The organism is Actinocatenispora thailandica (genome assembly GCF_016865425.1).
GTDB lineage: Bacteria > Actinomycetota > Actinomycetes > Mycobacteriales > Micromonosporaceae > Actinocatenispora > Actinocatenispora thailandica.
The window spans coordinates 3,506,884-3,525,799 of sequence record NZ_AP023355.1; the positions used below are offsets into that span (position 1 = coordinate 3,506,884).

Below are 18,916 nucleotides of genomic sequence, written 5' to 3' on the forward strand. Positions count from 1 at the left end.
ACGGAAGGAACGCCGTGGCCGATCCGCCGACGAGAGACGAGATGCTGGCCGCCGGCCGCGCGCTGGAGCAGCGGATGCGGTCGGCGGAGGCGTACCTGACCGCGGCCGAGGTCCGTGGCCGGTCCGACGACGGTACGGTCACGGTGCGCGCGAGCGGCCTCGGCCGGCTCCGGTCCGTCCAGGTCGATCCCGGGGTCTTCGCCACCGCGGACACCGCGGCCCTGGAGAACGCCATCGCCCAGGCGATCCGCTCGGCGGCGGCCAACGCCGCGGCGCTCGCCCGGGAACGGATGGGCCCGGTCGAGATCAACCTCTACTGACGCCGGCGACGAGCGTCCTCGCCCGGCGTTTCTCCGGCGCCGGGCGTAGCGGAACCCGGTCAGGACTCGGTCCGCGGTTCGCCGCGGTACCGGCGGGAGAGCTGGACGGCCAGCGCGAGGAACAGCGCGGCTCCCAAGGCGAACCACGGGTTCCACAGCGCCAGGCTCCAGCGGGTCTCGACCGGTCCGGCGGCGGTGCGAACCCCGCCGACGTTGGCCAGCAGAGCGGACTCGACCGCCACCGCCCGGACCAGCAGCACGACGCCGACGAGGGCGATCGTTCCGGTGCCCGCACGTCGCCAGCGAGGTGACGACGCCACGACCGCCGACCAGCCGGCGAGCCCGGCGCCGGCCAGCAGCAACACCGCCGTCCCCCAGAGGCCGAGAAGCACGAACCACAGCGGACGCCGGGTCGCCAGCTGGGCGCCGGCCGAGGAGGCCAGGCCGACGCCGCCGCCCAACGCCCAGAAGGCGTGGACCGCCGCGAAGACGCAACACCACACCACAGTGGCGGCGACGATCACCCGGCTCCTCGCGGACGACATGCGGGAAGCCTACCGGTACCGGTGGCACCGTCTCGATCCGTGCCGGGCGGGTCGAATCCGCCCGGCCCGGCCGACCCGACCTGGAGACACCTCTACTCGGCGGTGAGGACGGCGCCCACCGCGGTGCGCTGGTACCAGACGTGCCGGCCGCTGCGGTGCGCGGTGACGAGGCCAGCATCGCGCAGCACGGCCAGGTGCGCCGAGACCGACGACAGCGCCAGCCGGAGCCGGTCGGCGAGCACCGTGGTGGTGGTCGGTTCGGTCAGCGCGGCGAGAATCGCCGCCCGGTTCGCGCCGAGCAGCCGGACGAGCGCGGCGGTGGCGGTCGGACCGGGCTGCCAGAGCCCGTCGATGCCGCGGGCCGGGTAGATCACGGTCGGTTGCCACGGCGGCGCGAACCCGCTGATCGGTTCCGGCCAGCAGAACACGCTCGGCATCAGGACCAGTCCGCGGCCGGCCAGCTCCTGGCGGCGGGGCGTGCCGTCCGCGGTCAGCACGGTCAGGGTGTCGTCGGCGAACCGCAGCCGCGGGTGCAGGTCTGCGAACAGCGCCCGCAGCCCTCCGACGGCCAGCTGCCGTGCCCGATGGGCGATGTCGGCCTCCAGCACGGTACGGATCCGCGGCCAGTCCGGCGCGACCAGCGCGTGCCAGGCCCGCTCGGTGGCCGCGGCGAACCGCCGTACCGCGCCCGCCGGGTCGGCGAGCAGCCGCCGGCCCGCGGGCGAGTCGGCGGCCCCCGGCGTGGTCTCCAGCGAGCGCCGCAGTTCGCGTCCCGCCAGCTGCGGATCGGTGCCCGCCAGCCGGGCCAGTTCGGTCTCGAACGACACCAGCGTCGTGTACGGCGTCGCCGGCGGCGGGCCCAGGAAGTCCGGCGTGTAGCCGGGATCGGGCATCACCAGCGACAGCTCCGCCAGGTCGAGGCCGCGCGCCGCGTCCCTGGTGCGCCGCAGCCACGGCAGGTGGTAGGCGTGTCGCGCCGAGCGGCGCAGCGTGCGCACCGCCTCGTGCGTCTCGCACAGCGGGGACAGCGCGAACCGGCAGCGCGCGAGGTCGTCCACCCCGAACCGGATCCGCAGCGCCACCGACACTCCCCGATCTTTCGGCTCCAGCCGAAACAATAGGACGTGGCGTGCACGGCCCGGCAGGGTGCCGCCATGTCGTCCCCTCGCAGCGCCGGCTATCGCTCGGTCTTCGCGGTACCCGAGTTCCGCGCCGTGTTCGCCGCGCACGTGCTGTCCATGCTCGGCGAGGTGCTCGGCGAGATCGCCCTGTCCGTCCTGGTGTACCGGCTGACCGGTTCCCCGCTGCTCAGCGCGCTGAGCCTCGCCCTCGGCCTGCTCCCGTACGCGCTGGGCGGCATCCTGCTGTCCGGCGTCGCCGACCGGTTCCCCACCCGACGGGTACTCGTCGGCTGCGACCTGGTGTGCGCCACCGCCGCGGCCGGCCTGGTCGTACCGGGAATGCCGGTCGGCGCGCTGCTCGCGCTGCGCTGCGTGCTCGCCGCCGTGGCACCGGTGTTCACCGGTACCCGGGCAGCGACGCTCACCGACATCCTCGGCACCGGCGACCGGTACGTGTTGGGCCGGTCGGTGATCCGGTTGGTGTCCCAGTCGGCGCAGCTGGCCGGGTTCGGGATCGGTGGGCTGCTGCTGCTCGCGGTCTCCCCGCACGGCGTGCTCGCGGTCACCACGGTGACGTTCCTCGCCTCGGCGACGGTGCTGCGCCTCGGTACCCGTACCCGGCCGGCGCGCGCCGCCGCGGGCCGGCTGCTCGGTGACTCGCTGGCCGCGACCCGGCGGTTGCTCGCCGACCGGCGGATCCGTTCGCTGCTGATCTTCGCCTGGGTACCGCCGATGTTCGTGGTCGTCGGCGAGGCGTTGCTGACGCCGCTCGTCGCCGGCGCGCACGGCTCGCCGGCTTGGCTGGGCCTGCTGATGTGCGGGATGCCGATCGGCGCTGTCCTCGGTGAGACGCTCGCGGGCGCGCTGCTCGGCCCGCGCGGCCGGGCCCGTCTGATGGCGCCGGCCGCGCTGTGGGCAGCGGTACCGTCGCTGGCGTACGCGTTCGGTCCGCCGCTGTGGGTCTGCCTCGGCTGCCAGCTGGCGACCGGGCTCGCCATCACCTACAGCCTCGGGTTGGATCAGCGGTTCCTCGCCGCCGTGCCGGAGTCGTTGCGCGGCAGCGCACTGACCTTGTTGACCGCGGGCCAGATGACCGCCCAGGGCCTCGCGATGACCGCAGCCGGTGCCGCCGCCGACGTACTGCCGGTACCGACGGTGATCGCGGCCGGTGGGGTGCTCGGCGTGCTGCTGTTGCCGTTCGTGCTCTGGCAGGTCCGGCTCGCCGACCGGGCCGGCGCCGATCCGCGGGTCCCGCTGGCCGGCCACGCCTGACGTGCCGCTGGCCCGCGCCACGGCCCCTCAGGTACGCCGGGCGCCACCTGCCGGCCGGCAGGTGGCGGCGCCGCTCACCCCGTGGTGGCACCGCCCAGCCCGTGGTGCCGCCGCTCACCGCGTGTCGCGCCGCTCGGCCCATGTCGCGCCGCTCAGCCCGTGTCGCGGCGCTCAGCCCGTGTCGCGGCGCTCAGCCCCTGCGTGGCGCCGCTCAGCCCGTGGTGGCGAGGCGGCGCAGGTAGTCGACGTCGACGTCGACCAGGCTGCCGACGAGGGTCACGCCGGCGATGCCGGACAGGTCGACCTCGCTCGGCACGCCGAGCACGACGCAACCGGCGCCGCGGGCGCTGGCCAGCCCGGTCGGCGAGTCCTCGATCGCCACGCAGCGCCGCGGGTCCGCGCCGAGCAACTCCGCGGCGCGCCGGTACGGGGCCGGATCCGGCTTGGTCTCGGGAATGTCGTCGCCACAGACGACCGCGGCGAAGAACTCGCGGCCGATCGTGTTCAGCGCCTTGTCCACCAGGCGGCGCCGGGTCGCGGTGACCAGCGCCGCCGGTACCCGGGCGTCCCGGACGGCGGCGAGCAGGCCGCGGGCGCCCGGCTTCCAGACCAGGCCCTCGGCGAACAGCTCCCCCATCCGGTTCTCCAGCCAGGCGACGCTCGCGGTCGTGTCGTCCAGCGGCAGGCCGAGGTCCTCGTGCAGGATCACCATCGACCGGCTCATGTTGGTACCGACCATGTCGGCGCGGGCCCGGTCGGAGAGCCGCCCGCCGAGCCTGTCCGCCAGCTCGTAGAGCGCGATGGTCCACACCTTCTCGCTGTCCACGAGCGTGCCGTCCATGTCGAACAGGACGGCGGCGAGGTCGGTCGTCGTCTGCATGTCACGATCCTGCCGGTCAGTGCGGGTCGCCGTGGCAGCCCGCCGCGTTCGGGTGGCGCGGATCACCGTAGGCACTGCTTCCTAGGTAACTGAACCGATAGCCAGGGCTCGCGCCGACGGCTCGGTACGGCCGGAGGTGCCGCCCGGGACGCTCAGTCGCCGAGGTACAGGCAGAACGGGTGGCCGGCCGGGTCGAACAGCACCCGCACCGACTCCTGCGGCTGGAACTCGGCCAACCGGGCACCCAGCCGCTGCGCCGCCGCCACCGCGACGGGCAGATCCGATACCTCGAAATCGAGGTGCAGCATCATCTGCTGGGCGTCGCCGACCGCCGGCCACACCGGAGGGCGGTACTCCGGCGAGGTCTGGCAGGCCAGGTAGGCGACACCGTCCGGCGGACCGACCGTCGCGAACTCCGGCCCCGCCGAGGAGACCTGCCAGCCGAGCAGTTCGGCGTAGAAGCGGGCCAGCGCCGGGCCGTCCGGCGCGTCCAGCACCACGCCCCAGTAGTCGTGCCGGCTCTCCCGCGGGCCACTGCCCTCGACGCGTCCATCCATCCGCCCATGGTGCCCGACACCGGCGTCCGCGGCATGCTGCCGCACGCCCGCCGGGCCCGCGGGGCGCCCGACGCCGCCGGATCCGCCGAACCGCACCTGGCGCCGCTGCCGCAGAGCCGGCGGTCCGAGCGAAACCCGGTTGGTACGGCGCCGGTGCCTATGCTCTGCTGCCGGGATGGACTGGGTACCGGAGTTCTACTCGACGACGGGGCGCTGGTGGGCGCCCGCCCTCGCCGCCGTCGGCGAGCAGGAGCGTGCGCGCGCCGAGCTCGTCGGCCGGATCTGTGGCCCCGGGCCGTACCGCATCCTCGAACTCGGCGCCGGGTACGGCAACACGGCCGCGGCGCTCGCCGAACGCGGGCACCAGGTGACCGCGGTGGAGATCAGCGACCGGGCCGAGCACGCGGAGCGGCACGCCGGGCCGCGGCTGCGGGTGGTCCACGACGACTTCTACGCCGTCCAGCTGCCCGGCGATCACGACGTGGTGTGCTACTTCAATGGCTTCGGGATCGGCACCGACGCCGACCAGCGCAGGCTGCTGCGCCGGATCAGCGCGGAGTGGCTGCGACCGGGCGGGCACGCACTGATCGACGTGATGAACCCGTTCGTCTGGGCGCGCTGGGCCGGTGACCGGGAACACCGGGACGCCGACCCAGCGCGCGGCTACGCCTACACCGTGGACGAGCGCACCGACTTCGACCCGGTGCACAGCCGCTACACCGACACCTGGTGGGAGACCGACCGACCGGACGACGCGATCACCCAGGTCGGCCGGTGCTACACACCGGCCGACCTGATGCTGCTACTGGAAGGCACCGATCTGGCCGTCGCCAGGCTGTTCGTCGACGGCATCGAGCTGGACCTCGACGGCGATCACGTCGGGCACGCGCCGCTGCTGCACCAGGCGCACGAGTACCTCGCCGTGCTGCGGCACACCGCCGCGTCCGCAGCACAGACGCGGCGGTCGCAGCCGGTCAGCGGGCGTTGAAGTAGCTGGCCTCCGGGTGGTGCACGACGAGCGCGTCGGTCGACTGCTCCGGGGTCAGCTGGTACTCCTCGGACAGCGAGACGTTGATCCGCTCCGGGTCGAGCAGCGAGACGACCTTCGCCCGCTCCTCCAGGTCGGGGCAGGCCGAGTAACCGAACGCGTACCGGCAGCCGCGGTAGTCGGTCTTCAACATGCCGGCCAGATCACCCGGGTCGGACGCCGCGACGCTCTCCCCGCCGGGCAGCACCAGCTCGGTCCGGATCCGGCGGTGCCAGTACTCGGCGAGCGCCTCGGCGAGCTGCACCGACAGCCCGTGCACCTCCAGGTAGTCGCGGTAGGCGTTGTCGGCGAACAGCTTCGCGGTGTAGTCGCTGATCGCCTCGCCGACCGTGACCAGCTGGAACGCCACCACGTCCAGCTCGCCGGACTCCTTCGGGCGGAAGTAGTCGGCGATGCACAGCCGCCGCTCGCGGCGCTGCCGCGGCAGGGTGAACCGGGCCCGCTCGGAGTGCCCGTTCTCGTCCAGCACGACCAGGTCGTTGCCCTCCGAGTAGCACGGGAAGTAGCCGTACACCACGGCCGCCTCGATGACCTTGTCGGCGGCCAGCCGGTCCAGCCAGTAGCGCAGCCGGGGGCGGCCCTCGGAGTCGGCGAGCTCCTCGTACGACGGGCCGTCACCGCCGCGGGTCGGCTTGAGGCCCCACTGCCCGAGGAAGGTGGCGCGCTCGTCCAGCATCGCCGCGTAGTCGCCCAGCGGGATGCCCTTCGCCACCCGGGTACCGAAGAACGGCGGTCGCGGCACCGCCACGTCGGTCGCGACGTCCGAGCGCACCGACGCGTCGTACAGGTCGGGGGCGGTGTCGGTGACCATCGCCTGCTGCCGGGCGCGCCGCTCACGGCGCTTCGCCAGCTGCGCCTCGCGTTCCGGGTCGACGACCGGCGCACCGCCACGCCGGGCGGTCATCACCTTGTCCATCAGCGACAGACCCTCGAACGCGTCCTTGGCGTAGTGCACGTCGCCGTCGAACTGGCCGCGCAGGTCGTCCTCCACGTACGCCCGGGTCAGCGCGGCGCCGCCGAGCATCACCGGCCACCGCGAGTGCAGCCCGCGCGCCATCATCTCGGCCAGGTTGTCCTTCATCACCACGGTCGACTTGACCAGCAGGCCGGACATCCCGATCACGTCGGCCTGGTGCTGCTCGGCCGCCTCCAGGATCGCCGCGATCGGCTGCTTGATGCCGATGTTGACGACCGTGTACCCGTTGTTGGACAGGATGATGTCGACCAGGTTCTTGCCGATGTCGTGCACGTCGCCCTTGACGGTGGCCAGCACGATCGTGCCCTTGCCGGAGTCGTCGGTGGCCTCCATGTGCGGCTCCAGGTAGGCCACTGCGGCCTTCATCACCTCGGCCGACTGCAACACGAACGGCAGCTGCATCTGCCCGGAGCCGAACAGGTCACCGACCACCTTCATCCCGTCCAGCAGGATGTCGTTGACGATGTCCAGCGCCTTGTACCCCTCGGCCAGCGCGGTGGCGAGGTCGTCGTCCAGGCCGTTGCGCTCGCCGTCGATGATGCGGCGTTTGAGCCGCTCGGTCAGCGGCAGCGCGGCGAGCTCCTCGGCCCGGCTGGCCCGGGCCGACGCCGCGTCGACGCCCTCGAACATCTCGATGAGTTTCTGCAGCGGGTCGTAGCCCTCCCGCCGCCGGTCGTACACCAGGTCGAGCGCGACCTCGCGCTGCTCGTCCGGGATCTTCGACATCGGCAGGATCTTGCTCGCGTGCACGATCGCCGAGGACAGCCCGACCTGCACGCACTCGTGCAGGAACACCGAGTTGAGCACCTGCCGGGCCGCCGGGTTGAGCCCGAACGACACGTTCGACACGCCCAGGGTGAAGTTGACCTCCGGGTACCGGGCATGGATGCGGCGGATCGCCTCGATCGTCTCCAGCGCGTCGCGCCGAGTCTCCTCCTGGCCGGTGGACACCGGGAAGGTCAGGCAGTCGACCAGAATGTCCGCCGTCGACAGGCCCCAGTTGGTGGTCAGGTCCTCGATCAACCGGACCGCGACGCGTTCCTTCCACTCCGCGGTGCGGGCCTGCCCGTCCTCGTCGATGGTCAGGGCGACCACCGCCGCACCGTGCTCGCGGATGATCGGCATGGCCCGGGCGAACCGGGACTCCGGCCCGTCGCCGTCCTCGTAGTTGACCGAGTTGACCACGCACCGGCCGCCCAGCGCCTCCAGGCCGGCCTCGATCACCGCCGGCTCGGTCGAGTCGAGCATGATCGGCAGCGTGCTCGCGGTGGCGAACCGGCCGGCGATCTCGCGCATGTCCACGCTGCCGTCCCGGCCGACGTAGTCGATGCACAGGTCGAGCAGGTGCGAACCGGAGCGGGCCTGGTCCCGGGCGATCTCCACGCAGCCGGTGAAGTCACCGGCGAGCATCTTCTCCCGGAACACCTTCGAGCCGTTGGCGTTGGTCCGCTCGGCGATCATCAGCACGCCGGCGTCCTGCCGGAACGGCACGTGGTGGTACATCGAGGAGACGCCGGGCTCACTGCCCGGCGTCCGCGGCGCCGGGGTGAGGCCGGCGACCCGCTCGGCGACCCGGGCGAGGTGCTCGGGCGTGGTGCCGCAGCACCCGCCGACCAGCGACGCGCCGTAGTCGGACACGAACTCGTGCAGCGCCTCGGCGAGCTCGTCCGGGGTCAGCGGGTAGCGCGCGCCGTCCGGGGTCAGCTCCGGCAGCCCGGCGTTGGGCATCACCGACAGCCGCGCCCGGGCGTGCTGGGACAGGTAGCGCAGGTGCTCGGCCATCTCGGCCGGCCCGGTCGCGCAGTTGAGGCCGATGAAGTCGACGCCGAGCGGCTCCAGCGCGGTGAGCGCGGCGCCGATCTCGCTGCCGACCAGCATGGTGCCGGTCGTCTCGACCGTGACGTGGCAGATCAGCGGTACCGTCAGGCCGGCGGCCGCCATCGCGCGCTTGGCCCCGATCACCGCGGACTTGGCCTGCAGCAGGTCCTGGCAGGTCTCCACGATCAGCGCGTCCGCGCCGCCGGCGATCAGGCCGGCGGCGGCCTGCTGGTACGAGTCGCGCAGCGTCGCGAAGGGCGCGTGGCCGAGGGTGGGCAGCTTGGTGCCGGGGCCCATCGAGCCGAGCACGAACCTCGGCCGATCCGGGCTGGCCCAGCCGTCGGCCACCTCGCGGGCCAGCCGGGCGCCCGCCTCGGCGAGCTCCGCGGTGCGCTCGACGATGCCGTACTCACCGAGGTTGCCGAAGTTCGCACCGAACGTGTTCGTCTCGACGCAGTCGGAGCCGGCCGCGAAGTATGCGTCGTGGATGCCGCGCACCACCTCGGGCCTGGTCACGTTGAGGATCTCGTTGCAGCCCTCGTGCCCCTGGAAGTCGTCCAGGGTGGGGTCGGCGGCCTGCAGCATGGTGCCCATCCCGCCGTCGGCGAGCAGCACCCGGTCACGGACGATGTCCAAGAGCTTCGCGTTTGCCACCCGCCAAGGCTAGCCGCGCGTCGACCGCCTCGCTCGACCGGCACTCCTCGGCGGCCATGAGGTGGACGCCGGCCGGACACCGGCGCGACACCGCCCGGACACCCCCGGCGACCGCCTGATCGAATGATCACTTTTGTACCGATATCGGCGTGTCGCTGGAGCGCCGCAGGCGGTGTCGGTGGCTCGACGTAGGCTGGCCGCGTGACCGAGTTCGACGGACTTCCCGTGCTGCGCTCCCCCGTGTTGATCGCCTCGTTCGAGGGGTGGAACGACGCCGCCGACGCCGCGACGGCGGTGGTGGACCACCTGCGCACGGCGTGGCAAGCGCACCTGATCGACCAGATCGACCCGGAGAGCTACTACGACTTCCAGGTCACCCGGCCGACGGTGACGATGTCCGAATCCGGCCCGGACGTGATCGAGTGGCCGACCAGCCGGTTCTACCTCTGCCGGCTGCCCGAGGCCGAGCACGACGTGGTCCTGCTGCGGGGCATCGAGCCGAACATGCGCTGGAAGAGCTTCTGCGACGACATCCTCGACGTGTGCCACCGGCTGGAGATCGACCAGGTGGTCCTGCTGGGCGCGCTGCTCGCCGACGTTCCGTTCAGCCAGCCGCTGCCGATCACCGGTAGCGCCCGGGACCCGGAGCTGATGCGTCGGCTCTCCCTCGCCCCCACCAAGTACGAGGGGCCGACCGGCGTGGTCGGGGTGCTGCACGAGGCCGCCGAGCACGCCGAGCTGGACGTGATCTCGTTCTGGGCGCACGTGCCGCACTACGTCAGCCAGCCGCCCTGCCCGAAGGCCACGCTCGCGCTGCTGCACCGGGTCGAGGAGGTGCTCGACCTGCCGGTGCCGACCGGCAACCTGGAGGCCGACGCGGCCGACTGGGAGGAGCAGGTGCGCGAACTCGTCGCGTCCGACTCCGAGATCGCCGAGTACGTGCAGTCGCTGGAGCAGCGCGACGACGAGCCCGGCCTGGAGCCGCTGTCCGGCGACGAGATCGCCAAGGAGTTCGAGAAGTACCTGCGGCGCCGCGGCGGCGGCCCCGCCGCCCGCTGAGCCCCGTCGCCGCGGCCGGTAGGCCGCGAGCCAGGTTGCCGCGGCCCGTCGGCCGCTGAGCGCCGTCGCGCCCGCCACGTCGGCCGGTGACCCGGAGCGCGGCCCACCGCTCGCTGCACGCGTCCGTGGCCCGCCGCCCGGCTGCCGGCGCGGCGGGCACGCCATCCTAGGAAGCTAGGGCTTATGCTCGCCGCAGCGACCCGAAGGAGGCGAGCCGTGACGATCAACCCCGGTACGGCGGAGGCACCCAGCAGGCAGATCGCCGAGCACCTGCGGGCGGCGATCCGCTCCGGTTCGCTGCAACCCGGCGACCGGCTGCCCTCGATCCCCTCACTGTCGGCGAGCTACGGGGTGGCCCGGCAGACCGTGCAGCGCGCGTTCGACCAGTTGCGGGTCGAGGGGCTGGTGCTGACCAAGCCCGGCTCCGGCACGTTCGTGCGTGGCAGCCGGCGGCAGATGCACCGGCTGTCCCGCTCCCGGTACGGGCGCGCCCGGGGTTACCACCGCGACATGCCGGTGCGCTACCGCCAGCACCTCATCTCGGCCGGCACCGAGGCCTGTCCCGACGACGTGGCCCGCGCGTTCGGGGTCGAGGTCGGCACCCGGCTGGTGCTACGCCGGCACGTGCTCTACCTGGGTGACCAGCCGGCGGAGGTCGGCGCGAGCTGGTTGCTTCCGGCCGATGTCGCCGGCAGCGGGCTGGACACGCTCGACGCGCCGCGCGGTCCGCTCTACCTGGCCGTCGAGGAGGCCACCGGGCGGCGCTACACGAAGGCGAGCGACCACATCACGGCGCGCCAGCCGAGTCGAACCGAGGCGGAGCTGCTGCACATCCGGCCGGACACCCCGGTACTGGCGCTGCTGCACGTGGCCCGCGACGAGCAGGGCGCGGTGCTGGAGGTCAGCCAGGCCACCTGGCCGGGGCCGGGCACCATGCTGGTCGACGAGTACCCGGTGCCGCAGGGCCCGGACCGCCCCGATCCGCGCGAGGACGACGGCGGCTTCGACATCGTCCTGGCCTGACCGTGAGGATGCCGTTGCCAGCCTGATGGTGCCCGGCCGGAGCGCGGTGCGCTGCGCCGGCCGGGCGTCGAGTTGCGCTGACGAGCGGCGGCCGGAGCACAGTGTCGTGCAGAAGACGGCCTGGGAGACGGCGGGCCCGGGGAGACGACGACACCACGGCGGCGTCGGCCGGCCCGAGTGGTGGACGGTTCTACCATCCGACGGTGCGGATGTCCGAATCGGCGGGGCGGGTGACGATCCGCCGCCGGCGGCGCGGCGCCACCCACGACCTCTCCCCCGAGCAGAAACGAGTCCGGGCATGACCACTGCCAGTACCCACGTCGTTCTCGGCGGCAACGGCGTCATCGGCCGCGAAACCCTGCGCGCGCTGATCGGTCTCGGTGTGCCGGCCGCGTCGGTCGGCCGCCGGCCGGCCGGCGTCGACCAGGTCCGGTCGATCACCGCCGACCTGCTCGACCCCGCCGCCGTCGAGCGGGCCGTCGCCGGGGCGGAGGTCGCCTACCTCACCGCCGGGCTGCCGTACTCCGCCCGGGTGTGGGCCAACCAGTGGCCGGTCATCGTGCGGAACGCGATCGACGCGGCGATCGCGCACGGCACCCACCTGGTGTACTTCGACAACGTGTACGCATACGGACGGGTCGACGGGCCGATGACCGAGCGGACGCCGGTCGACCCCAGCAGCCGGAAGGGGCGGGTGCGGGCCGCCGCGCTCGACCTGCTCGACCGGGCCGTCGCCGAACGCGGGCTGGTCCGCACCGTCGGGCGCAGTGCCGACTTCTACGGCCCCGGCGCGACCACCAGCGTGTTCAACACCTACGCGCTGGACCGGATCACCGCCGGCAAGGCCGGTATCTGGCTGTTCGACAGCGACCAACCGCACTCGATGTCCTACACCCCGGACATGGGCGCCGCGCTCGCGATCCTCGGTACCGACCCGGCGGCGCGCGGTCACGTCTGGCACCTGCCCACCGCGCCGGCGCTCACCGGCCGCCAGTACCTGGAACTCGCCGGTGGGCCGGGCCGGACCATGACCGCCGGGACGATCCGGCTCGGCGCGCTGTTCGACGGTGGCGCCCGGGAGACGCTGGAGATGGGGTACCAGTACACCGCGCCGTACCTGTTCGACTCGACCGCGTTCGAGACGGCGTTCTCGATGACGCCGACCCCGACGGCGGACGGCATCGCCGCCTCGCTCGGCGCGGTCCGGGCGGCCGGCTGACGCCACGGCCGCCCCAGGCCCGGCGCGACACCCCCGGCCGGCCCGGGCCCGACGCGGCACTCCCGGCCGACCCGGGCCCGGCGCGACACCCCCGGCCGACCCGGGCCCGACGCGACACTCCCGGCCGACCCGGGCCCGTGAGACTCCCGGCCGGTCCCCGGGCCCGCGACGCTTCCGGACGGCACCAGGTCAGCGCGAGCGCAACGGCCGGCGCACGGTTCGGCGCCGACGTCGTCGTGGGCGCCGGCACTGCTCCCGGCCGGTGCCCACGGCAGCGCTCAGAGGCGCACGCCGAGCAGCGCGTCGACCGCGTCGGCGACCAGCGCGGGCGCGGCCGTGTCGGTCCCCTCGGCGACACACCAGTCGTCGACGACGGCGAGCGCGCCCGGGGTGTCCAGGTCGTCGGCGACCCGCTCGCGCAGCCGGGACAGCAGCGCGGCGCCGTCCGGCCCGGCCGGCCGCGCCACCCCGGCCCGCCAGGCCGCGAGCCGCTCCCGCGCGGCGTCGAGCTGCCGTTCGGTCCACTCCCGGTCGGTGCGGTAGTGGCCGTCGAGCAGGCTGAGCCGGATCGCCGCCGGCTCCTCGCCGCGGGCCAGCAACGTCGAGACCAGCACCAGGTTGCCCTTGGACTTCGACATCTTCTCGCCCTGCCAGCCGATCATCCCGGCGTGCACGTAGTGCTCGGCGAACGGCCACGCCTCGGTCAGCGTCTCGGCGTGCGCGGCGGACATCTCGTGGTGCGGGAAGATCAGGTCGTTGCCGCCGCCCTGGACGTCGATCCGGTTGCCCAACCGCTGCAGCGCGATCACTGCGCACTCGATGTGCCAGCCGGGCCGGCCGGCGCCCAACGGGGAATCCCAGCTCGGCTCGCCCTCGCGGGCGGTGCGCCACAGCAGCGGGTCGAGCGGATCCCGCTTGCCCGCACGTTCCGGGTCGCCGCCGCGCTCGGCGGACAGCGCGAGCATCGTCTCCCGGTCGTAGTTCGACTCGTACCCGAAGCGCTTCGCGGCGGCCACGTCGAAGTAGACGTCGCCGGTACCGTCGTCGATCCGGTACGCGGCGTCGTCGGTGAGCAGTCGGCCGACCAACTCGGCGATGCGCGGAATGGATTCCACCGCGCCGACGTAGTGATCCGGCGGCAGCACCCGCAACGCCGCCATGTCGCTGCGGAACAGCTCGGTCTCCCGCTGGGCCAGCGCCACCCAGTCGATGCCGTCGCGCTCCGCGCGCTCCAGCAGCGGGTCGTCCACGTCGGTGACGTTCTGCACATACCGCACCGGGTGACCGTCGTCCCGCCAGGCACGGTTGATCAGGTCGAACGCGATCATCGTGGCGGCATGACCGAGGTGGGTCGCGTCGTACGGCGTGATGCCGCACACGTAGAGCCGGGCCACGTCGGCAGGTGCGGCCGGGCGCACCGACCGGCTCGCCGTGTCGTACAGCCGCAGCTGCGTTCCGGTGCCGGGAAGACGGGGCAGCTCGGGCGCCGACCAGGTATCCATACCGCCAGCGTAACGACAGCCACCGATACCCACCCGGTACCGGGTGGGGGTGAGCGTCGGCACACTCCCCCGGTTCGCCGGCGGCGATGGGAAACAATCTTGCCGAGCACAGGGAGGGTGGTACACCGATGGGCGAGATCGCCGAGCTGACGCGCTTCACGGCGCTGGCACCGGAGCAGACCGGCTGGCTGGCCGAGCTGGCCGCCGCGACCGGCCCCGACGTGGCGCTGCCGGACGAGACCGAGGCCCGCCGGCTCCTCACGCTGATGCAGATCCCCGCCGGCGACCACGCCGAGGCGCTCGCCGCCGCGCCGGATCCCGACCGGGACCCGCAACTGTGGTGGTTGCTGCAGCACGGCCGGCGGCTGCTCGCCGAGCGACTCGGCGACCAGGCACCGCTCGCCCGCTGGCCGGAGCTGCCGGACCGGCTCGGCGCCGCCGGCCGCTGGTTCTACCTGTGGACGTTCCTCGCCGCCACCCCGCAGCTGCTGGCCTACCACCAACGGCACGGTGTCGACGCCGCGGTCAGCGCCGCGACGCTGGCCGACCTGGGTTCGAAGGCGGTGCTGCGTCGCCGCACCCGGGGCGCCCCCGGGCTGGACAAGCAGGACTGGTTCACGCTGCACCACCGGGGCCTGCTGTACGCGCTGGGCCGGCTGCAGTTCAACGTGTCCCGGATCCGTGACGAGGCCGCCGACCTCGCGCCCGGCACGCCGTGCCTCGGCACCCACATCCCGGAGACCGGCCCGATGACACCGGCCGACTGCGACGCGTCGTTCGCCGCCGCGCCGGAATTCTTCGCCGCGCACTTCGGCACCCGGTACCGGATCGCCACCTGCACCTCCTGGCTGCTGGACGATCAGCTCGCCGAGTACCTGCCGGCCGGGTCGAACATCCTGCGCTTCCAGCGGCGGTTCCGGCTGGTCGACGAGCCGTTCGCGGCCAGCCTGGACGGCGATGCGAACGTGCTGGAGTTCGTGTTCCGCCGGGTCGACCCGGACCTCGACGCGCTGCCCCGGGACACCACGCTGCAACGCGCGGTCGTCGACCACCTGCGGGCGGGCCGGCACTGGCGGGTCCGGACCGGCTACCTGCATCTGGCCGCGGACTGAGTCAGACCGGGGGCCAGGTCAGGCCGGGGGCCGGGCAGGGCCGGGGGCAGGTCAGACCGGGGGCCAGGGCAGGGCCGGCCAGTCGTCGCCGGGCATCGGGAACCGGCCGCCGGCCAGCAGCCGGTCGGCGCGCAGCCGGGTGGCCCGCACCTCGGGCCGGGTCAGGTGTTCGGCCAGCTGGTCGCCGAGCGGGCCGGCCAGCGCGTCGCGCAGCTCGCGGAGGGTGTCCGTGACACCGGCCGGCAGCGGCTCGCCGGCCCAGCCCCACAGGACGGTGCGCAGCTTGTCCTCGGCGTGGAAGCACACGCCGTGGTCCACCCCGTACAGCCGGCCGTCGGTGCCGGGCAGCACGTGCCCGCCCTTGCGGTCGGCGTTGTTGACGACCACGTCGAACACCGCCATCTTCGCCAGCCGCTCGTCCGGCGCGTGCGCCAGCACGTACCGCTCGCCGGCCTCGCCCCGGGCCGCCGCGATCGGCCGCCACCCGGCCGGCACCTCGTCGGCGGGCACGAACCCGACCGGGTCGGCCTCGTCGTCGGTGTCGATCCACAGCTGGCAGGCACCCGGACCGAACGGACCGTCCCGCAGCACCGTCGGCGGCACCACGCCCCACCCGGTCGCGGCGGACACCAGGTAGGCACCGACCTCCCGGCCGGCGAGCGTGCCGTCCGGGAAGTCCCAGAGCGGGCGCTCGCCCCGCACCGGCTTGTACACGCAGCGGGCGCGCACGTCGTCGAGCGTGATCACCGCCCGCAGGCTGGCGTTGGAGGAGCCGGGCAGCAACCCCTCCGGCTCGATCGACCCGTGCCGCAGCAGCCGTTCCGCCGCCTCGGCCGCCAGCCGCGGGGTACGGACCGGATCGGCCACCGGATCGCTCACCGGCACCGTCCCGGTGTCGGGCCGTACGGGCACCGTCCGGGTGCGAGAGCACACCGCGCCATCCCGACCTCCCCAGTCAGATCGCCCGCGTGCTGCCATTGTGCCGCGCGACGGGCCGGGCGAACCACGTGCACGAGCCGGTCACTCGCCGCTCGGGACCATCCGGTGGTAGCCGTTCTGCCGCGGGCAGAGGTGACCGTCCGGGTCGAGCGGCAGGCCGCACAGCGGGCACGGCGGCCGACCGGCGGACACCACCCGGCGGGCACGCTCGATGAACGCCCGAACCTGGCGGGGCCCGAGCCGTACCCGCAGCAGGTCGCGGGTCTCGTCGTCGAGGTCGGAGCCGGCCGGCTCCTCGTCCTCCTCGGCGGGCAGCTCACCCTCCGCGCCGGCGGCGACCGCCTCGATCAGCACCGTGTTGTCGTCGGAGTCCCAGGCGAGGCCGAGGGTGCCGACCCGGAACTCCTCGTCGAGCGGGGTGTCCAGCGGCTCGTTGTCGGTGGGCAGCGGGTCCGGCGAGTCGGGAATGTCGGCGTCGAACCGGCGGGCCGCCTCGGCCAGCAGCTCCTCCAGCTTGTCCGCGAGCAGCGTGACCTGGATCTTCTCCAGGGCGACGCTGATCACCCGGCCGCCCCCGCGGGCCTGCAGGAAGAACGTCCGGTCACCGGGCTCGCCGACCGTGCCGGCGACGAACCGCTCCGGTGGCTCGAAGTCATAGACCTGGCGTGACATCCTTCGACCCTATCCGCCCGGTGCCGCCGCCGCCCGCGCGCGGGCACCGGCGTGCCGCACCCGACCAGCACCGCCGCGACCCACGGGGCACGCCCGGGCCGGCCCGTCAGCCCGCGCCGCCGCCCACCGCGGCGTCCGAACTCGGCCTGCGCCGCCGCCGCTTCTTCGGCACCAGGCCGGACAGGTCGCTGCCGAGATCGTTGAGGTGGACCACGAAGGGCCGCAGCGGGGTGTACCGGATCACCGTCACCGAGCAGGGTGCGGCGGTGATGCGCTGGAACTGGTCGAGGTGCAGGCCGAGCGCGTCGGCCACGATGGCCTTGATCACATCACCGTGGCTACAGGCCAGCCAGAGCGCGTCCGGGCCGTACTCGGCGGTGATCCGGCCGTCCCACTCGCGCACCGCGGCGACCGCGCGGGCCGAGGTCGCGGCGAGCGGTTCGCCGCCCGGGAACACCGCTGCGGACGGATGCGACTGCACGACCTTCCACATCGGCTCCTTCGCCAGCTGCTTGAGCGGCCGGCCCTCCCAGTCGCCGTACCGGCACTCGCCGATGCGCTCGTCGGTGACCGGGGTCACGTCCGCGCGGTCGCCGAGCACCACCTGCAGCGTCTCCCGGCATCGCTGCAGCGGGCTGCTGAGCACCGCCCGCCAGGGCAGGGCGCCGAGCCGGGTGGCCGCCGCGGTGGCCTGGGCGCGGCCGGTGTCGTCCAGACCGACGCCCGGGGTCCAGCCGGCCAGCACCCCCTCGGTGTTGGCGGTGGTGCGACCGTGCCGCAGCAGTACCAGGATCGCCATGGCGCAACCCTAACCGCCGGCGGCGACGTGCCCCGCCGCCCCGGCCCGCGGTGCCGGCGGGCACGCCCCGCTCAGGCGCCGACGCCGGCCCGGTCCAGCGCCTCCGCCAGCACCCGAAGGGTGCGGATCGCGTGCTCCAGGATCTGCGCCGGCTCGCTGATCCCGGGCGGCGGGTACGGCGCGACGGTCAGCGTGGTGACGCCGGCCTCCGCGTAGCCGACGAGCCGGTCGGCGATGCGCTCCGGCGAACCGAGCAGCGAGGTGCGGTCGATGAACTCGAACGGCACCGCGGCCATCGCCTCCCGGTGCTTCTTCGCCAGGAACAGGTCCTGCACCTGGGCGGCGGCCTGCTCGTAGCCCATCCGTACCGCGAGGCGGTTGTAGAAGTTCTGCTCCCGGGAGCCCATCCCGCCCACGTACAGGGCGGCGTACCCGCGGATCGGCTCGGCGCACACCTGCGCGTCGTCGCCGACCACCACCGGCACGGTCGGCACCACGTCGAATCCGGCGAGCGTCTTGCCGACCTTGGCACGGCCGGCCTCGACGTGCTTGAGCTGTTCGGCGGCGAACTCCGGCGCGAGGAACACCGCGAGCCAGCCGTCGACCAGCTCACCCGCGAGTTCCAGGTTGCGCGGACCGACCGCGGCCAGGTACATCGGGATCTCGCGGGTGGGGTGCACGGTGAGCCGCAGCGCCTTGCCCGGGCCGTCCGGCAGCGGCAGCTGGTAGAACTGCCCGTCGTAGGTCACCGGCTTGCGGTGCAACGCCAGCCGGACGATGTCGACGTACTCCCGGGTGCGGGCCAGCGGCTTGGCGAACCGGACCCCGTGCCAGCCCTCCGACACCTGCGGCCCGGAGACGCCGAGACCGAGCCGGAACCGGCCGCCCGAGATGCCGTCGATGGTGGCCGCGGTCATCGCCGTCATCGCCGGGCTGCGGGCCGGGATCTGCATGATCGCGCTGCCCAGGTCGATGCGTTCGGTCTGGCCGGCGAGCCAGGCGAGCATCGTCGGCGAGTCCGACCCGTACGCTTCGGCGGCCCACGCGACCGAGTAACCCAGCCGGTCGGCCTCCTGCGCGAGGGCCAGGTGGGCGCGCGGGTCGTTGCCCGCACCCCAGTAGCCGAGGTTGAGTCCGAGCCGCATCCCCATCCGTGCCTCCGATCACCGAGATGCCCGACATTACCGACAGGGCCGGGAGAGCGCGCCGGCCGGCGGGTCCTGAGCGTGCAGGGTAGCGGCGGCAGCACGGCGAGCCGCCGCCGAGGGGTACCGCGGGCGCCGCCGAGCCGTACCGCTGGCGGCGCCGCCGCCGAGGCCTGCCGCAGGCGCCGCCGAGAGGTACCGCGCGGGCGCCGCCGAGAGGTACCGCGCGGGCGCCGCCGAGAGGTACCGCGGGCG

Annotated in this window: 17 protein-coding genes; 7 read left to right on the forward strand and 10 right to left on the reverse strand. The window is 73.8% G+C overall.

What is annotated here, in order from left to right:
* Positions 1–14: 14 nt before the first annotated feature.
* Positions 15–320 carry a YbaB/EbfC family nucleoid-associated protein gene (locus tag Athai_RS15540; RefSeq protein WP_420829786.1) on the forward strand — a complete coding sequence of 102 codons (306 nt, stop codon included), beginning with the start codon at positions 15–17 and terminating at the stop codon, positions 318–320.
* 59 nt (positions 321–379) lie between these two features.
* Here the strand turns inward: Athai_RS15540 and Athai_RS15545 are convergent, their stop codons facing one another.
* Positions 380–865 (reverse strand): DUF3995 domain-containing protein, encoded by a 486-nt coding sequence (locus tag Athai_RS15545; RefSeq protein WP_203962136.1) that lies wholly within the window; start codon positions 863–865, stop codon positions 380–382.
* 92 nt (positions 866–957) lie between these two features.
* Positions 958–1,947 (reverse strand): ArsR/SmtB family transcription factor, encoded by a 990-nt coding sequence (locus Athai_RS15550; RefSeq protein ID WP_203962137.1) that lies wholly within the window; start codon positions 1,945–1,947, stop codon positions 958–960.
* A gap of 72 nt (positions 1,948–2,019) precedes the next feature.
* Here Athai_RS15550 and Athai_RS15555 point away from each other — a divergent pair, with 72 nt between their 5' ends.
* Positions 2,020–3,258 carry an MFS transporter gene (locus tag Athai_RS15555; protein WP_203962138.1) on the forward strand — a complete coding sequence of 413 codons (1,239 nt, stop codon included), beginning with the start codon at positions 2,020–2,022 and terminating at the stop codon, positions 3,256–3,258.
* 211 nt (positions 3,259–3,469) lie between these two features.
* Here Athai_RS15555 and Athai_RS15560 read toward each other — a convergent pair whose 3' ends face one another.
* Together Athai_RS15560 and Athai_RS15565 are read right to left on the reverse strand one after the other, a co-directional pair.
* Positions 3,470–4,138 carry an HAD family hydrolase gene (locus tag Athai_RS15560; protein ID WP_203962139.1) on the reverse strand — a complete coding sequence of 223 codons (669 nt, stop codon included), beginning with the start codon at positions 4,136–4,138 and terminating at the stop codon, positions 3,470–3,472.
* A gap of 152 nt (positions 4,139–4,290) precedes the next feature.
* Positions 4,291–4,695 (reverse strand): VOC family protein, encoded by a 405-nt coding sequence (locus Athai_RS15565; protein ID WP_203962140.1) that lies wholly within the window; start codon positions 4,693–4,695, stop codon positions 4,291–4,293.
* A 175-nt stretch (positions 4,696–4,870) separates the two neighbouring features.
* On the opposite strand from Athai_RS15565, the gene Athai_RS15570 reads away from it, so the two are divergent.
* The gene (locus Athai_RS15570) at positions 4,871–5,683 is read left to right on the forward strand and encodes a class I SAM-dependent methyltransferase (RefSeq protein ID WP_203962141.1); all 813 of its coding nucleotides are present in this window, start codon (positions 4,871–4,873) and stop codon (positions 5,681–5,683) included.
* Here Athai_RS15570 and metH read toward each other — a convergent pair.
* Complete coding sequence (gene metH, locus Athai_RS15575; RefSeq protein ID WP_275422481.1) at positions 5,670–9,191, reverse strand: methionine synthase; 3,522 nt, start codon at positions 9,189–9,191, stop codon at positions 5,670–5,672. The two genes, Athai_RS15570 and metH, sit on opposite strands and share 14 nt — an antisense overlap.
* 201 nt (positions 9,192–9,392) lie before the next feature.
* Here metH and Athai_RS15580 point away from each other — a divergent pair, with 201 nt between their 5' ends.
* The 3 genes from Athai_RS15580 to Athai_RS15590 all read left to right on the forward strand — a co-directional run bounded on the left by Athai_RS15580 (position 9,393) and on the right by Athai_RS15590 (position 12,492).
* On the forward strand, positions 9,393–10,250 hold the full coding sequence (locus tag Athai_RS15580) for a PAC2 family protein (RefSeq protein ID WP_203962142.1): 858 nt from the start codon (positions 9,393–9,395) through the stop codon (positions 10,248–10,250).
* A gap of 216 nt (positions 10,251–10,466) precedes the next feature.
* Positions 10,467–11,273 carry a GntR family transcriptional regulator gene (locus Athai_RS15585; RefSeq protein ID WP_203962143.1) on the forward strand — a complete coding sequence of 269 codons (807 nt, stop codon included), beginning with the start codon at positions 10,467–10,469 and terminating at the stop codon, positions 11,271–11,273.
* 298 nt (positions 11,274–11,571) lie between these two features.
* Complete coding sequence (locus tag Athai_RS15590) at positions 11,572–12,492, forward strand: NAD-dependent epimerase/dehydratase family protein (protein ID WP_203962144.1); 921 nt, start codon at positions 11,572–11,574, stop codon at positions 12,490–12,492.
* 278 nt (positions 12,493–12,770) lie between these two features.
* Here Athai_RS15590 and mshC read toward each other — a convergent pair whose 3' ends face one another.
* Positions 12,771–13,994, reverse strand: a complete 1,224-nt coding sequence (gene mshC, locus Athai_RS15595) for a cysteine--1-D-myo-inosityl 2-amino-2-deoxy-alpha-D-glucopyranoside ligase (protein ID WP_203962145.1) — start codon at positions 13,992–13,994, stop codon at positions 12,771–12,773.
* A 128-nt stretch (positions 13,995–14,122) separates the two neighbouring features.
* Here mshC and Athai_RS15600 point away from each other — a divergent pair, with 128 nt between their 5' ends.
* Complete coding sequence (locus Athai_RS15600; RefSeq protein ID WP_203962146.1) at positions 14,123–15,106, forward strand: acyltransferase domain-containing protein; 984 nt, start codon at positions 14,123–14,125, stop codon at positions 15,104–15,106.
* Positions 15,107–15,157: 51 nt separating this feature from the next.
* Here Athai_RS15600 and Athai_RS15605 read toward each other — a convergent pair whose 3' ends face one another.
* The 4 genes from Athai_RS15605 to Athai_RS15620 form a co-directional block, all read right to left on the reverse strand.
* Positions 15,158–15,985 (reverse strand): SCO1664 family protein, encoded by an 828-nt coding sequence (locus tag Athai_RS15605; protein ID WP_420829787.1) that lies wholly within the window; start codon positions 15,983–15,985, stop codon positions 15,158–15,160.
* Positions 15,986–16,126: 141 nt separating this feature from the next.
* Complete coding sequence (locus Athai_RS15610; RefSeq protein WP_203962148.1) at positions 16,127–16,717, reverse strand: DUF3090 domain-containing protein; 591 nt, start codon at positions 16,715–16,717, stop codon at positions 16,127–16,129.
* Positions 16,718–16,823: 106 nt separating this feature from the next.
* Positions 16,824–17,516, reverse strand: a complete 693-nt coding sequence (locus tag Athai_RS15615) for a histidine phosphatase family protein (RefSeq protein ID WP_203962149.1) — start codon at positions 17,514–17,516, stop codon at positions 16,824–16,826.
* Between the two features lie 71 nt (positions 17,517–17,587).
* The gene (locus Athai_RS15620) at positions 17,588–18,661 is read right to left on the reverse strand and encodes an LLM class F420-dependent oxidoreductase (RefSeq protein WP_203965776.1); all 1,074 of its coding nucleotides are present in this window, start codon (positions 18,659–18,661) and stop codon (positions 17,588–17,590) included.
* Positions 18,662–18,916: the final 255 nt, after the last annotated feature.